The following is a 16,824-nucleotide window of genomic DNA, read 5'->3' on the forward strand; positions in this document are numbered from 1 at the left end:
CACAAAATTTGCCTTCCGTTTCTAATTTTTGCTCTTTTTTGACTAACACTTTGGGCGTTTTCAGGAAAACTCCTAATTAAGATTTAAACTTAAAAAAACCTGGGTGACTTTGTTTACTTATGGTTTGCTTTTAAAAAAAGAATTCGAATTAAGAAAGTTTTACTAGCAAATCAAAGGATGATTTATAATCGTCTATGTGCTAGATTACAATTAGTATAAACAAATGTTTGTGACTTGATATTGAGGTGTAGAAATTGGCAATCGAAAAATACCAGAATCTCCTGTTCGAAAAGATAAAAGCACAGATTTCCGAATGGTTTGATTTAAATAATTCAGAAGTAATCAGAAACGAAGATGTTTATAGCTTTTTGCACTCATTGAAAGGTACGGCAGGTACAATCCAGTTAGGAGGGCTTTATCATCTAGCCTCAAAACTACTGGATGAGCTTGAATTGAAAGCACAGGAACAATGGCAAAAGTGCGAGCTGAGGGAATTTCTGTTTGAACTCGTCAGCCTAAGTTACCAGTACGAACACTTCAAGGAAACAGACCTGAAAAAAGCTGAACCGTCGGATAATGAACTTCCTGTAGTACAAATGGTTTGTGAAGATGTTTCGATGCTGATCCTCTTGAAGGAGGCTCTCGAGGAGAATGGCTGGATGGTGATGACGAGTTCAGACCCAGAGAAAGCACTCTCACTTTATTATGATCTTCAACCAGATTGTCTGGTCATCGATATCGACTTTACTGATATAGACGGTTTTCAGATTTTGGAGAGCATTCAGCAGCACAATCATAAACAATTTGTTCCTAAAGTGATCCTTAGTACTGAAAATACCCGCCATACTCGAATGAGGGCATATGAAATAGGAGCTGATGACTTTATTGGCAAGCCCGTTGATATGGAAGAATTCAGTGTTCGGATCAAAAGACAATTGCAGAGAAAACAAATCTTTGACCAATCAGTCCTGATTGATGAACTGACGAAGGTTTATAATAGAAGGTTTCTATTCGATATCCTTGAGCGTTACTTGAAAGACCTGGAACGGACAGAAAGTGTATTCTCAATCGCTCTTTTGGACCTCGATTATTTTAAAAAGATAAATGACACATATGGCCACCTAACCGGTGATAAAGTGCTGGAAGACTTTGCTGACTTTTTGAAAAAAAACCTTAGAGGCAGCGATATTGTCTTCCGATATGGTGGAGAGGAATTTGTCATCCTGCTCCCAAGGACCAAAAGTCAGGAAGCGATTGACGTCATCAATCGGGTATTGGAACGATTTAAGGCGATTGAGTTTGACGAACAGGGCAGGGCATTTAATGTCAGTTTTTCAGCAGGGGTCTATATGGTAGATAATCCAGTCGAAGCAAGCCAGGATATCCTGAAAATGGCCGACCAAGCACTATATGTAGCAAAGGAAAAAGGACGCTCAAGAGTCCAGGGTGCCAATGTATCCGATCAGTCTGCAAATAACATTCTGCATGTATCAGTTATTGATGATGATGCGATTATCCGTACACTGCTGGTCAGGGTCCTTCAAACAATCGATACAGAAAAAGTAGAGTTAAACATCAAATCCTTCGAAAATGGAGAGAAATTCTTTGAATCAGAGCGTCTCACCGAGAAGGGCAAGCATTTTCTCATTCTCGATGGTGTCATGCCTGTCATGGATGGTATCGAAGTTCTGGACAAGGTTAAAAATAGCCCTCAATCTAGCAGAGTCCATGTCCTGATGCTTACTGGAAGGAAGTCTGAATATGATATCGCGCGAGCATTGAAGCTTGGCGCAGATGATTATGTGACAAAGCCATTCAGCATAACGGAACTGCAGGCAAGAATCCAAAGGCTGATCAAGAGGATGTTTTAGATGATAAACGATGATATCAAGTTTTTACTGACGGTATTTGAGTGGCTGATGGGCATCCTTATGTTATTGCTAATCTACCTGATTGCCAGAAAAACAATGGAGATTCGGCTTCGGAAAAAAGTCGAGGAACATAAAATCCAGATGAATGACAAGCTCCTTCATTCCATCCTGACTGGAGATTTCCTGAGATCATTACAGGCAGATACGAAAGCGAAAAAGCTGGCAACGGAAGAACTGCTAAGCCATTATTCGGACATCCTCGAAGGAACGGAAGAAAAGAAGAACCTCAATTTGTTGGCAGAAAGCAGGCTGAGCGGGGATTATCGAAGGGCTTTGTCCAGTTATAGATGGAGCACCAGGATGAATGCCCTTTTTCATATCGAAGCCTTTGCGATGGAAAGTTTAAAGGAAGACATTCAAGACATGCTGAAGCGAAGCAGGGTGACGAAAGAGGAAAAAATAAAGGGATTATCTTTTCTGGCTCAAATTCAGCATAAGGGAATCTACCGTTTAGTAACGGAAGAATATCAAGACCTTTCTTATCTGGAGTACAGAAACATCCTATCCAGGCTTGATGAAAAAGGGTTGGAACAATTCATGCTTGGATATCATTCCTGTCAGCTTCAATTAAAATTCGCCATCATTGATCTAGTTGGATTGAAAAAGAATCTGGGCTACCTGAACTTTGTTGAATCTATTTTTTCCAACAGCAATGGCGAGGAGCGGGTAAGGGCCTTAAAAGCTCTTGCATCAATTGGCCATACGAGCAATGCAAATCATTACCTCCCGTTATTGAGTTCACCGAATTGGGAAGAACGGATGCTATCTGCAAGATTGGCTGGGGAAATGAAATGTGATGAAGCCATTCAGGGTCTGGTGTTGCTTCTTCAAGATTCATCATGGTGGGTCCGTTCCCAGGCAGGGCAATCCATCACCCGTTTTCCGGAAGGGAAAAAGATCCTCCAGGAAGTCATTGAATCAAGCAGCGATTCCTTTGCGAAAGACATGGCATGGGAATGGATGAATAAAGGAGTCTATCAGTCATGAATCTGCAGGACATCGGTGTTTACTTTTCTTGGTTCATTTTAATTTATATGCTAATCGTCATCACCTTCTATTCTGTTGTCATGTTAATATCCGTCATCCAGTTAAGAAAAGAATATAGGCTGGATCGGGAGAAATCTTTTGGCGATTATGCTGAGGATATCTATACAAAGCCAGTTTCCATCATTGTGCCTGCCTATAACGAAGAAGCGGGGATTGTCCACAGTATCCGCTCACTGCTCAGTATCAACTACCCGGTATTTGAGATCATTGTAGTGAACGATGGTTCATCGGACATGACAGTGGATGTGCTGATTGAACAGTATGATATGAAGGAAATAAAGAAAGTGATTCGCAGGCAGGTCAGCTCTAAACCTATAAAAAAAGTCTATCAGTCTCAAATACTTCCTAATCTGTACCTGGTTGATAAAGATAATGGAGGAAAAGCAGATGCACTTAACGCCGGATTGAATTTTTCACATTATCCATATGTTTGTTCCCTGGATGGTGATTCAGTCCTCGAAAGAGATGCGTTTTTAAAGGTGATGAAGCCGATCATCGAGTCAAACGAAGAAGTTATTGCCTCTGGTGGAAGCATCCGGATTGCCAATGGCTGTGAAATAAGGAATGGAGAAGTTCTTAAAATAGGATTAGCCAAGAATCCACTGGTCATCATGCAGGTAATAGAATACTTGCGCGCGTTTTTGATGGGAAGGATTGGCCTGAGCAGACATAATTTGCTGCTGATCATCTCGGGTGCCTTTGGTGTCTTCTCCAAGCACTGGGTGGTGCAGGCTGGAGGATACCGGTCTGATACGGTCGGGGAAGATATGGAGCTTGTTGTCAGGATCCATCGGCTTCTGAAAGAAACACGGCAAAAGAAACGTATTGTGTATGTTCCGGACCCAGTATGTTGGACGGAGGTTCCGGAAAGCACGAAATATTTGAAGCGGCAACGGCGAAGATGGCATAGAGGACTTTTTGAAAGCTTGTGGATTCACAGAAAGCTGACATTCAATCCTAAATATGGACTGATTGGGTTCGTTTCCTTCCCCTATTTCTGGATTGTTGAATTCCTTGGGCCTATCGTCGAGCTCTCCGGATATATCTATATCGTCATTTCCTTGTTTGCCGGGGGAATTTACCTTGAGTTTGCGATATTAATCTTCCTGTTGTCTTGCTTATATGGATCGATCTTTTCAGCATTTGCGATTTTGCTGGAAGAATGGAGCCTTAGAAAATATCCCAGAATATCCGATTTGCTTAAGCTATTCCTGTATTCATTGACAGAAACCATCTGGTATCGTCCGCTCACCGTGTTCTGGCGCTGTCAGGGAATCTGGCAAATGATCAGGGGCGAAAGCGGCTGGGGCGAAATGAAGAGAAAAGGTGTATCACAATGAAATCACTATTCGAGAAATACTCACATGTTTTTGTCCTGGTCTTCGTTTTTTTTACAGTATCTGTCCTTTCAAGCCCTTTTTGGCTCTGGCAATTGAAGCCGGAAGAAACACTGGATATTTTGATTGTAGACAAAACTGTACCGGATGAGGATTATCGGGAACACAAAGGACTAACATGGGTTTTAAATAATGAAAAGTATATAAAATCTGATGGCACCCATTATTCGGCCGCCTTCGACTATATCGGATTCAAGCATGTGAATCAAGATGCTTTTTCCGGAGAAACACTCCCTGAAAATCTTGACCAATATAAGGTTATCTATCTAGCGGACCTGTATGGAGTGTACGAAGAAGAGTTTCGCGGTGAAAATGAAACCGGCAAAAGGTCTGATCAGCTGTATGGCGGATTGCAGCTTGAAGATGTCAAAGTGTTAGAAAGAGAGCTGCTAGAGGGGAATAAAACGTTGATCTCAGAATTCAACACCTTCGGCAGTCCGACTGAAGAATCGGTAAGGAAGGAAATGACCAATTTGCTTAATGTCCGCTGGAGTGGTTGGACGGGCCGCTATTTCACGAAGCTTGAGGGAAATGAAGTCCCTCAATGGATCATTACTCAGTATGAATCCCAGAACAAGGAATGGAATTTTACCGGATCGGGATTTGTATTCGTCAATGAAGGTGATTTTATAGCAGTTCTTGACCATACAAAGCTTACAGGTAAAGGGTTGGATTTCAAGCTAACCGGAAATGGCAAGGACCAATTCACCTCTGACCTAGATACAAGCTATACCTACTGGTTCGATATTGTTGAACCATTGGATGAGAATGAGGTGATGGCAAGCTATCATTTGCCAATCAAGGATGAGGCTCAGGCTGAATTGGCGGAGTATGGAATTCCCGACCAGTTTCCTGCTGTCATCCATCACCAAAACCGCCAATTTTCAACCTATTATTTTGCCGGTGATTATGCAGATGAGGCAGAGGTTCCGGATATCTATCAAACAAAAGGGTTAACTTCCTGGAAAAAAGCCGTCGAAGGGAAACAGTCTTTTTACTGGTCAGCGTATGTACCGATGATGAAAGACATCCTATCCAATGGCTTACATGAATCTTCCGGAGAGGTGGCAGTCCCTGAAGTTGCCGCTGCTGGGGATATACAGTATAACAGCAGCAACTCCGCCGATTCCATCCAAATTCAAAAAGATGGAAAATGGGAGGACATCCTGATAAAAGGCGTCAATATCGGTATGGGGAAGCCCGGAGCCTTCCCTGGTGAAGCGGCCATCACAAAGGAGGAATACTTCCGCTGGTTCAAGCAGATTGGCAGCATGAATGCCAATGCAATCCGGATTTACACTTTACACCCTCCTGAATTTTATCAAGCTTTCTATGAATATAATCAGATAGCAAAAGAACCTTTATATTTGTTCCATGGCGCCTGGGTGAATGAAGAAATCATTGTTGAAACCCAGAATGCTTTTTCAGATGAAGTAGTGAAGGATTTCAAGCGCGAGCTGAAGCAAATGGTGGATATTGTTCATGGAAACGCAGAAATACCGCCTAGTCCTGGCCACTCTTCCGGAAAATATGAATATGATATTTCCCAATATGTTCTGGGATTCATCATCGGAATAGAGTGGGATCCTGGAGCTGTCCTGAGCACGAACACTATCAATAATGGAATGGAGCCATTCGCTGGAACGTATTTCAGGACGGAAAATGCAGAGCCTTTCGAAAACTGGCTTGCATCAATGATGGAATTTACTGCTGACTACGAAACAGAGCACTACCAGTGGCAGCATAGTATCAGCTTCACGAATTGGGTGACGACCGATTTACTGGAGCACCCAAGTGAACCGCTTGAAACGGAAGACATGGTGTCTGTGAATCCAAACCATATACAAAAAAACAAAGCGTTCAAAGCTGGAATGTTTGCCTCGTATCATGTTTACCCTTACTATCCGGACTTTTTGAATTTTGATGAAGCTTATCAGAATTATAAGGATCAGAAAGGTAGAAAGAACCATTATGCCGGTTATTTAAGGGATCTCATCCAAGCCCATGACATGCCAGTCGTGATTGCAGAATTTGGTGTCCCTTCGTCAAGAGGTCAAACTCATAAAAATGATTCTGGAATGAATCAGGGCTTCTTGAATGAACAGCAGCAGGGTGAAATGAACAGTTTTATGTTCGATTCGATGGTTGACGAGGGTGCAGCCGGGGGCCTTGTGTTCGCATGGCAGGACGAATGGTTCAAACGGACATGGAACACGATGGATTATGATAACCCGAACCGACGGCCTTTTTGGGCTAATCGCCAAACGAATGAACAAAATTTTGGACTAGTAAGCTTCGAGCCGGGCAAAAAAAGCCTGCCTATGATTGTGGATGGAAGAAAAGGTGACTGGGAAAAGAAAGGGGTTGAGCCTCTTGGTGATTCGAATACTGGGTCAATCAAGCGGCTGTTTACAACCTCAGATGAATCATCTCTTTATTTCAGGCTTGACCTGGAAAAAGCGGTTGACTGGTCAGAGCAATCCGGCTACCTCTTCCTGGATACCATTCCAGATCAGGGGCAGCACCACTTCCAATTGGATGATGGTCAGGAAATGGATTCTGAACTCGGCATTGATTTTATCATAGAACTTAAAGGACCAGACGAGTCAAAGGTTCTTGTCGACAGTTATTACGACTTGTTCTACTATCAGTACGGAAAAACGCTGAAAATGATACCCGAGGTTAAGTATGCTGATAAAAAAGACAATGGCATGTTCCATCCGATTCGACTTGCGCTCAACAAGGAGATGGTCCTTCCTGAAGATGGCAGGAAAGTACCATTCCAGTCATATGAAACAGGCAAACTGAAATTCGGAACTGGAAATCCGGCTGATGAAAATTTTGATTCACTGACCGATATAAGTATAAGTAATGACAAAAAGACGGTAGAAATCCGGATTCCATGGCAGCTTTTGAATGTTAAGGATCCAAGTACGAAGGAGATAATCGCCGATCTTTACAAAACAGGCCTGAAGGGAAGTAAATACATCGATGGAATCGATGTGGCTGCGGCATGGGTCTCAACAGGAGAGGATGTTACGGTCCTGCCTGAAAGTAAATCCATAATAAACAGCATGTTCTTCTACGAATGGAAGGGTTGGGAAGAACCGCAATATTATGAACGGCTGAAAAAATCCTATTATATTATGAAAGAAGTTTTTGAAAAAGCAGGGAACGAGGAGAGCAATTGATGAAGAGAATTTTGCTGGCTGAGGACGAAGAAATTTTAAGAATGCTGATTACCGATACACTTGAAGATGAAGATTATCAAGTGGATGAAGCTTGTGACGGCCAGGAAGCATTGGACCTATTGCAGGATGGTAAATATGATTTGATTGTGCTTGATTATATGATGCCGCTATATTCAGGTCTTGAAGTCATCTTGAAAATCAAGCAGGGGGGTATCAATCGCGATGTTCCGATTATGATGCTATCAGCGAAAAGCCAGCTTTCAGAACAGGAACAAGTGATTGCGGCAGGAGCGGATTATTTTATGGCCAAGCCATTCAGCCCGCTTGAATTACTGGGAAAAGTGAGAGACATCCTTCATGAAAAAAATACAATTCAATAAAAATAGCATAGTCCGACGTTACATTTTCCTGATGGGGGTCTTCATTGGCGCATTCTTGTTGCTGGCAGGTATCCTGCTGTATTCCTTTTACGAGCTGAATGAAGAATATACCTCAAAAAATAGCCAGCTTGAGAAAAAAGAACGTCTGGTACAGGAGATGGAGGAAGCTTTTATACAGGCCTTCATGGATGTTCGAGGTTACTTTGCCTATGATATGGAAGGTTTGAAGGAAAAGGCACTTAGGCAAGAACCGCGAATTTTGAATTCTATGAAGCAGCTTGCAGAAATGGAAGAAGATTATCAAGATCAGGCATTCCTAAGTGAGGTTGACGAGTTCAGAGAATATTATTTTATAGAAGCTCTGCCTATCACTCTGGCAGAATATGAAAAAGGGAATATTGAGGCCGTCAAAGCGATCGCAAATGATGGGGCAACAATGAAAATCGAGGCCATCATGGCAGAAATCAACGACTATAATAAGGAAATCAATAACCAAATCGATGCTAATTTTAATGAACTTAAGAAAATCCAGTCCTATGTCCAATTCGGTTTTGTTGCTTTTGTGCTTGTCTTCCTGATTGTCCTGCTGCGAATCACGAGGCTGATGTTCAGTGAGATTGCCAGGCCGCTCGCAGGGTTTGCATCAGCTGCTAATGAGATTGCCTATGGCAGGGATGCAGTTATTGAGGTTGAAAAAGACCGAAATGATGAATTAGGGGTACTCTCGATTGCCTTCAATCGTATGCTAGAGGGAATTCAGGAAAACGAACAAAATCTGCTGGCGCAAAACGAAGAGCTATTGGCTCAGCAGGATGAGCTTCATGCACAACAGCTGGAGCTTCAGGAGGCTCTTGAGTTTGTAAAAACCAATGAGCAGAAGCTGAGCAGCAGGAATGAACTGATAAACAAATTGGCTAATTCGCTTGATAAGCAAGAGGTTCTGGAAAGTGCGGTCTTGAATATGTGCCCCATCATAGGTGCGGAAAAAGGGATCATAGCATTTATCGAAGACTCAACATATGCTTCATATGGAATATCATCTGGAGGAGTCAAACAGTTCAGGGAAAATCTTCTGTTCAGTGGAGTGATTGACCGGCTGAAGATGGAGCGAAAGCCTTTCGCCATGAAAAGACAAGCAGTGGAAGAGGAGAAGGGCTTCCATACTGATAAACTCCTTTCATTTGACTTGTATATCCCGATTTTTTTATCAGGGAAAAAACTGATTGCCGTTATGGCCTTCAGCCGCTATGATGCACCATTTGATGTCCGTCTTATGGAAGAGTATGAGGCGATGGCGAAGAATGTCGGTATTGCGATGGAAAAGATTAATATATATCAAGCATCTGAAGAAGCCAGGCGCTTGAATCAGGAAATTCTGGATACTATCCAGGAGGGTATTCAGTTAGTCAATACGGAGGGCGAAATTCTCCAGGTCAATAAAAAGTTCTGTGAGCTATTCGGATGTCCGGAGAAGCTTCAAGATTTGACCGGTTGTTCGTGGACCGAATGGATTGTCCTATTGGAGGATACGATTGAAGAAGCCGATGATTTCATCAACTTTCTGAAATCAGAAGTTGCCAGTCAGGAAAAATATCCATCTAACGAGGTGCAATTCATCTATAGAAACAAAGAAGGTAAGGTTTTCAAGGTATATTGTGAAGGACTTTTCGATGGAAGTACGAAGTTAGGAACAATTTTCGTCCATCGCAATATAACAAAAGAATTCGAAGTAGACAGGATCAAATCCGAATTTGTCAGTACGGTTAGTCATGAACTCCGAACACCGCTGGCAAGCATTCTTGGCTTTACCGAATTGATGCTCAACAGAGAGTTAAAACTCGATCGCCAGAAGAAATATTTATCGACTATTCACGATGAAGCAGGAAGATTGACTGATTTAATCAATGATTTTCTCGATATCCAGCGGATGGAATCAGGAAAACAGGAATATGAGAAAAAACAGTTGGCCGTGCTGCCAATCATCAAGAAGGTAATCGAGCTTCAAAAAGTCCAGTCGGAGAAGCATGAATTAGCCTTAGAGTTCCTAGGTGGCCATGATATTGTCATCGGGGATGCAGGGAAATTAGAGCAGGCACTGACAAATCTGATTCATAATGCAATTAAGTATTCACCAGAAGGCGGCAAGGTTGGAGTGGTTGTTTTTGAAAAAGACGGTCGGGTGAACATAGAAATCCAGGATGAAGGCCTTGGGATCCCCCCTGAAGCTATCGATAGACTGTTCGAAAAGTTTTATCGAGTGGATAATTCCGATCGCAGGGCCATTGGAGGAACAGGCCTGGGGCTTGCTATTGTTAAGGAAATCATCCAAGACCACGGTGGAGAAATAAGGGTTAAATCACAGTTTGGAAAAGGAAGTACCTTCACCATCTCTCTCCCTGTTTCAGACTGCCAGACTGATTTAGCGTGAACGTAAAGCAAGAGAAATCAAAAGGCGGCAGAAATGCCGTCTTTTCTGTTACAGCATGCAGGTTAATAGAAGGAGAACAGATTGCAGGCGTAATAGTGGATTGACGATGACGGCAGGCGATATACTACTTGTAAAATAATACAGCGGGGAGGAATCCAATGTGGCAAATAACTCGTTAACCCTATTCACAAGGCCTATGTGAACAGATTGCCAGGAAGCGAAGGAGTTTCTTTCGCAGAATCAGGTAAAGTATGAAGAAATCAATGTCCAGGGAGAACCTGAACAGGAGAAAAAGCTTAAAGAAGTGACGGGTACTGTGATTGTACCTGCATTTATATTTACAAGCACGAAGCTCATTTTCATGAAGGAAAAAAAGATATTGATCGGATTTGAAAATAACAGGAGCGAAATTGAAAAACTGGTTGAGAATTTGAAGTAGCATCGTTTGATGAGGGTGTCCCTTAAGGGCACCTTTTTATATTGAAGATAAAATTTTCACTGACATGGAATCATTCAGAGCAACATATATAATATATAAATCTAAAAGAAGGAGGGCAAAGCAGTTTAATTCCGAGTTGACTTATCAGAATACATGTATTATATTATTCGAGAATGATAACTTAGGAGGGAAACTCTGTGACCACTGGATTAGTGATTCTAAATATTGCAATCATGCTGGGCATCATTGCTGTTTTATTTTACTTGCAAAAGAAACATGTATCATTTTCTAAAAGAGTATTCATTGCACTCGGAATCGGGATTATCTTCGGCTTCGCACTGCAATTCATTTATGGAGCAGGTTCCGAGGTCCTTGCCAAGAGTACTGATTGGTTCTCGATTGTCGGAAGCGGTTATGTAAAGTTCCTGCAAATGATCGTAATGCCGCTCGTATTTATATCCATTTTGGCAGCTTTCACGAAGTTAAAGCTGACGAATAACATCGGGAAAATTTCTACATTGATTCTTGGCCTGCTGGTCGGTACGACCGCTGTAGCGGCAGCTGTAGGGATTGCCACGGCTGTTGGTTTCGACCTTGAAGCAGTACAAATCACTCAGGGTGAGGCAGAACAGGCACGTGCAGCGAAGCTTGAGGAAACGTATGGAGGAATCGAAGGGCGTACAATGCCTCAGCAAATTCTGGACCTCCTGCCAGCCAATCCATTCCTTGATTTCACTGGGGCAAGGCCAACTTCAACCATCTCAGTGGTAATTTTTGCAGCGTTCCTGGGTATCGCTTTCCTGGGAGTCAGAAGAAAATCACCTGATCAGGCAGAGCTTTTTGCCAAGATTGTGGATGCTTTCTATGCCGTCATCATGAGGGTTGTTACGTTGATCCTGAGGCTGACTCCATACGGTGTTCTAGCGATCATGACGAAGACAGTAGCTTTAAGTGATTTCGATGCGATCCTGAAATTAGGCAAGTTCGTAGTCGCCTCTTACATTGCGCTTGGAATCATGTTCATCATCCACTTGATATTACTGACCATTGCCGGACTGAATCCAGTCACTTATGTGAAGAAAGCATTCCCAGTGCTTGCGTTTGCTTTCACTTCAAGAACAAGTGCGGGGGCATTGCCGTTGAATATCAAAACACAACGTTCTTTAGGAGTACCTGAAGGGATTGCGAACTTTGCGGGCTCCTTTGGACTATCGATCGGACAAAACGGCTGTGCGGGTATTTATCCTGCCATGCTGGCAGTCATGATTGCACCGTCGGTTGGTATAGACCCATTGACACCGTCATTCATCGCAACCGTCATCGCAATCGTAGCCATCAGTTCCTTCGGAGTTGCTGGAGTCGGAGGCGGCGCAACATTCGCAGCTCTTCTTGTTCTATCAGCATTGAATCTGCCGGTAGCACTTGCTGGTTTGCTGATTTCAATCGAACCATTGATTGATATGGGACGTACCGCAGTGAATGTAAGCGGCTCGATGACATCTGGTATCCTGACAAGCAGAATCACAAAAGAAATCGATTCATCCGTCTATACAGATATGAATCAAAAAATCGAAGCAGAAGCTTAATTAGAAAAGCACAAGCACTGCCAGGCAGACAACAAGAACCTGCGCATGAAAATTAAGAAATAGTAAAAGCCAGCCAAGGAAACTTTGGCTGGCTTTTGCATTCCAAAAAAAATCAATGCACAATATCCTTTTTTATCACACACAATGATGTCATCAATCCCACACATGTGATCGTAAGCAGAGAATAGATGAATTTTTCCATTCCAATGATCTTCAATCCCGATAAAACCACGATTCCGTCTATGAGGAAAATCAAGATTCCAACGTTAACTGGAAAAAATTTATGAATCAGCTGGGCTAATAAATCCATCCCGCCAGTACTCGTTTCATAGCGCAGCATCAAGCCGATTCCACATCCGACCAATATCCCTCCCAGGATTGAGCTTGGGAGAATGCCCAGGTGGATTCCTTTTTCAACAGGTGCGAATAAATCTATGAAAAAGCTTGAGACCAATAAACCATTCAGGCTGTGAAAAAAGTATTTCCGTTCCAATATCCATGCCAAAACGTAAAGAGGGATACTCAGGAAGATCATCGTAAGACCTGTAGGAAATCCGTAAAAGTAATGAATGATCAACCCTATTCCAATCATGCCGCCGTCCAGGAGATGGTGAGGGACCAGAAATCCATTCACTCCTACTCCAAGCAATATGCTTCCCACAAGTACAGCAAGAATTTTACCCATCATCCGAGATCACCTGCCTTGTCCCTTCTCCCATTATTTTTATGTGGAAAGACAAGCGTTAGAACTCGAATATAAGCGTAATATTCAGGGATGAACCACCAGGGAGAAAAAAAACAGAACCTTCCATTTGGCAGGTTCTGTTTGGGTTAAATATTTTAGTGAGGCAGGAATGCTAGCTGGTAGAAGAACAGCACAGCGAATACATAGAGAAGCGGGTGGACTTCACGCCATTGTCCTTTTACAACCTTTAGTAAAGGATAAGAAATGAAGCCAAGAGCGATCCCTGTTGCAATGCTTGAAGTAAGCGGCATGCTCAGGATGATCAGGAAAGCAGGGAAGGCTTCATCTAGTTCATCCCAGCTGATTTGAGAGATGCTTCCCATCATCAGGCTTCCAACAATGATCAATGCAGGAGCAGTAATAGCTGACAATCCAGAAACCGCACTTACAAGAGGGCCGAAGAAAGCAGCGACAATGAACAGGCCAGCTACCGTCAGTGAGGTTAGCCCGGTACGTCCTCCTGCTGCAACACCTGATGATGATTCAATGTAAGCTGTCGTCGGGCTTGTACCGAACATGGCACCAGCAGCAGTGGCGATTGAGTCGGAAAGCAGAGCTTCCCTGGCACGGGGCATCGTATTCCCTTTCATCAATCCAGCCTGGTGCGCAACACCGATCATTGTGCCGGTAGTATCAAAAATGGTCACAAGGATAAAAGAAAACACTACAGCGTATAAACTGTTCTGAATAACATCCATCAAGGCTGTCCAAGGATTCAGGACAATCATCCCTTCTGGAAGAGAAGGCATCGACATAAAACCTTGATTGAATTCGAGTTGGCCAGTAAAAAAGGCGATGATCGCTGTAACGACCATTCCAAGGAACAAAGCGCCATTAACCTTTAAAACCATTAATATGAGCGTAATTGCAAGACCAGCTAGAGCAAGCATAGCAGATGGAGAATGCAAGTCACCAAGTCCAACCAAGTTCGAAGGATGGCTTGTGATGATTCCTGTCAGACGCAAACCGATAAAAGCAATGAATAGGCCGATTCCGGCTGTGATTCCATGCTTCAAGTTGGCCGGGATCGCCTCAATCAATTTTTCACGAAACGGAGTAAGGGACAAGATGACGAATATCAAACCTGCGATAAAAACTGCGGCGAATGCAGTCTCATAAGAAATGTTTTGATGATTGCCAACAACAGAGTAAGCAAAGTAAGCGTTAAGCCCCATACCCGGAGCAATCGCGATAGGATAATTAGCAAATAAGGCCATCCAAAGCGTACCGATCACCGCAGCGATGATTGTCGCTGTAAATACCTGCTCGAAAGGAACACCGGCATCGGCGAGGATGATAGGATTGACGACCACGATATAGACCATCGTGAAGAAAGTCGTTATACCAGCCATCATTTCTGTTTTTACATTCGTGTTGTTCTCTTTTAATTTAAACATGAGTTCCTCCAAAAATACGAACGATTTTTAAACACAATAAATATAATATTCGTTTTTAGGGACTTTTACAAGGGGGAATTTAAAGAAAATCATTTAATTATAGTCAGTGTGTAATATTATTCCCTTTTGTGAGAGGGTTTATTAACAAAAGGCATCGTTTGAAGCGAAAGAGACCCTTATGCAATGGAATTCTCCTCTATAAGGGTGCCGTTCAAGTTGAAAGATACCTTTATGCACCGTACGCTATCACTATAAGGGAGCTAAGAAAAAACTATAAAAAAATTTTTCCTACCATATTTGGGACCCCAACAAACAGCAATCACAAAATCCCTGGAACAATCAGCTGGTGTAGATGAAAAAAACTGCAGACAAAACCCTATTCCTGGTTTTGTCTACAGTCTTAACTGTCATATTTTTTTAAAGTAATCTTTCGTCAACACCAAGCCACCAATGTAAAGCGCTAGTGCGAAATAGGCTGGAAGCAGGTGGATAAAATCAAGGTATCCAATATAGAAATGAGTGAGAAGCCCTGCTGCAAATGCTGGAATTCCTCCGAATAGGAATGTTCTCCATATCCAGGCTGATCCTTCATGGAATCCCCACAGCGAGAGCGTGAGTACCAGCAGCCCCACGCTGAAGAGGGCGCTGCCGAATCCGGCACGGTCATGTGCAATGACGGGGATCAGTTTCTCGTTCAATTCATTCATTTGGTCTGGTGTCATGCAAATATATGTCAGGTCGGTCTCAACAAAAACAGATGTCGCCCCAATTGTCGATATCACAATACCTCCAAGTACAAACGAGAAGCCAAGGATGACGAAAAGAAGCTGTCCATATACTGCTTTTTTCCAGGAAGGACTGTTTACACGATTTTTTGAGGAAGGTGCTTCATTGGCTAGCCGTGTCTTTCTATACCCGACAATGTAAAAAGGAAGCAGAATAAGCCAAAATAAACCGTGAAGCCAGTCAAAATATCCAAATCCAAGGAATAGCAAGATGCCAAGAAACCCAGTAATTGCCCCTAAATTGAATGCTTTTCTTGCCCAGTGGAGTCCGTAGCGTATTCCGTGGCGGGCCAGCTGCATGTAGATATAGCCCCCGGAAATCATCGTTCCTGCGAGTGTCATCCTGTCATGTGACATGAATTGATAAAGATTTGGATTGTAGGCCATCAACTCAAGCCGCGTCATTTGCATGAATGCTTCATCATAAAAGAGGATAACCTTCGTGAAACTGAAAAATAAGACCACAGCTCCTCCAAGCAGGATGAATAATCCAAACAGCCAATACCAGATCCAGCCAGGAAGCTCTGTACGTTCCTCTCCTAATTCGTCCATGAGAGCCTCATTGATTCTTTTAGGCAGTCCGGGCCCTGTGGCGACATAACCTCCGGATAAGAAAACTAGCGCCGCACCGGCTTCAAACAGGGTGAGTGCATCAGCAGGCTGGGCAACTCCACCTGAGGTTATGACAGGGATATCGAATTCTTTTTTCATCAGCAAAACTGCATCAACCATCCCAGCCGTTTGCTGGAGTGGCAAGACCTGTTTGCCGGCAGCAGTTGCTATAGAGTCTTCTTCAATCATGAAGCCATCTGCAAGCTGGCTTACTGCGTGCAGCTTCGAGAAATTGTCAGCTACCATCGAATGGCTGATCGATATAAGAACAGCTTTGTTATCAAGAAGCGATTTAATGGTTGAAAGATCTTCGATGCTATGAATTTGATTAAGTTCAATTATGAAAGCATCGCCGGCATCTTTTATATGTTCAGCAATCTTCAACGGTTCCTCGAGCCGAATCAAGATCGGCACTGACCGTGTAATGGTTAATTTGTTTTTTGTGGCGATATGTCCAAGGCTCTCGGCATGTTCTGGCAGGATCAGGGCATCTTTAGTTTTTGAAAGAGATGCTGCTGTTTCTGGCGTTCTCGGATAACTGGAGACCGGACCAACTTCAATAGCACCAAAACCAAGACTCCCGAAAACATTGATTCCGGATAACTTTGGATCAATCTTCCCGCTTAATCCAACCGGACTGTCAAAATGAAGCCCAAAAAGGTTCCTCGATAATTTTTCTGAGGGAGACATATGCCCAAGAAATTCGATGAATGACCTGCCCCCAGGGATTTGTGAAAGGAAGGACATCCCCCGGTGGATGAATTCCCGGCCTCCGTTTCCAGGTAAAAGAGGCAGCCAAGGTTTAAATAATGGGTGATAGGACCAATCAGGCATAGTAACCTCCATAACTTATGGCATTACTTTTATTCTATCGTAAATGAGCATC

At 43.0% G+C, this 16,824-nt stretch carries 10 protein-coding genes and 1 pseudogene; 8 read left to right on the forward strand and 3 right to left on the reverse strand.

Going from position 1 to position 16,824, the window contains the following annotated elements:
• Positions 1 to 254 precede the first annotated feature (254 nt).
• The 8 genes and pseudogenes from AB5I83_RS13435 (at position 255) to AB5I83_RS13470 (ending at position 12,399) form a co-directional block, all read left to right on the forward strand.
• The gene (locus AB5I83_RS13435) at positions 255 to 1,871 is read left to right on the forward strand and encodes a diguanylate cyclase (protein WP_448976003.1); all 1,617 of its coding nucleotides are present in this window, start codon (positions 255 to 257) and stop codon (positions 1,869 to 1,871) included.
• Positions 1,872 to 2,918 carry a HEAT repeat domain-containing protein gene (locus tag AB5I83_RS13440; protein ID WP_448976004.1) on the forward strand — a complete coding sequence of 349 codons (1,047 nt, stop codon included), beginning with the start codon at positions 1,872 to 1,874 and terminating at the stop codon, positions 2,916 to 2,918. It begins immediately after the preceding gene.
• The gene (locus AB5I83_RS13445; protein ID WP_448976005.1) at positions 2,915 to 4,318 is read left to right on the forward strand and encodes a glycosyltransferase family 2 protein; all 1,404 of its coding nucleotides are present in this window, start codon (positions 2,915 to 2,917) and stop codon (positions 4,316 to 4,318) included. The genes AB5I83_RS13440 and AB5I83_RS13445 overlap by 4 nt, the downstream gene beginning before the upstream one ends.
• Positions 4,315 to 7,566: a hypothetical protein gene (locus tag AB5I83_RS13450; protein WP_448976006.1), complete on the forward strand. Its 3,252-nt coding sequence runs from the start codon at positions 4,315 to 4,317 to the stop codon at positions 7,564 to 7,566. Before AB5I83_RS13445 ends, AB5I83_RS13450 begins: the two co-directional genes overlap by 4 nt.
• Entirely contained in the window at positions 7,566 to 7,946 is a 381-nt protein-coding gene (locus tag AB5I83_RS13455; protein WP_167832017.1) for a response regulator transcription factor, read from the forward strand. The genes AB5I83_RS13450 and AB5I83_RS13455 overlap by 1 nt, the downstream gene beginning before the upstream one ends.
• The gene (locus tag AB5I83_RS13460) at positions 7,924 to 10,374 is read left to right on the forward strand and encodes an ATP-binding protein (protein WP_448976007.1); all 2,451 of its coding nucleotides are present in this window, start codon (positions 7,924 to 7,926) and stop codon (positions 10,372 to 10,374) included. Before AB5I83_RS13455 ends, AB5I83_RS13460 begins: the two co-directional genes overlap by 23 nt.
• A 217-nt stretch (positions 10,375 to 10,591) precedes the next feature.
• Positions 10,592 to 10,813, forward strand: a pseudogene (locus AB5I83_RS13465) (glutaredoxin family protein); the annotation flags it as partial.
• A 233-nt stretch (positions 10,814 to 11,046) separates the two neighbouring features.
• Complete coding sequence (locus tag AB5I83_RS13470; RefSeq protein ID WP_448976442.1) at positions 11,047 to 12,399, forward strand: L-cystine transporter; 1,353 nt, start codon at positions 11,047 to 11,049, stop codon at positions 12,397 to 12,399.
• Between the two features lie 112 nt (positions 12,400 to 12,511).
• On the opposite strand, the gene AB5I83_RS13475 is transcribed toward AB5I83_RS13470, so the two are convergent.
• From AB5I83_RS13475 to AB5I83_RS13485, 3 genes are all read right to left on the reverse strand, one after another.
• On the reverse strand, positions 12,512 to 13,087 hold the full coding sequence (locus AB5I83_RS13475) for a YitT family protein (protein WP_226644919.1): 576 nt from the start codon (positions 13,085 to 13,087) through the stop codon (positions 12,512 to 12,514).
• A 152-nt stretch (positions 13,088 to 13,239) separates the two neighbouring features.
• Positions 13,240 to 14,541 (reverse strand): NCS2 family permease, encoded by a 1,302-nt coding sequence (locus AB5I83_RS13480; protein WP_167832021.1) that lies wholly within the window; start codon positions 14,539 to 14,541, stop codon positions 13,240 to 13,242.
• A 407-nt stretch (positions 14,542 to 14,948) separates the two neighbouring features.
• The gene (locus tag AB5I83_RS13485) at positions 14,949 to 16,772 is read right to left on the reverse strand and encodes a dihydroorotate dehydrogenase (RefSeq protein ID WP_448976008.1); all 1,824 of its coding nucleotides are present in this window, start codon (positions 16,770 to 16,772) and stop codon (positions 14,949 to 14,951) included.
• Positions 16,773 to 16,824: the final 52 nt, after the last annotated feature.

Source organism: Mesobacillus sp. LC4, assembly GCF_053543455.1.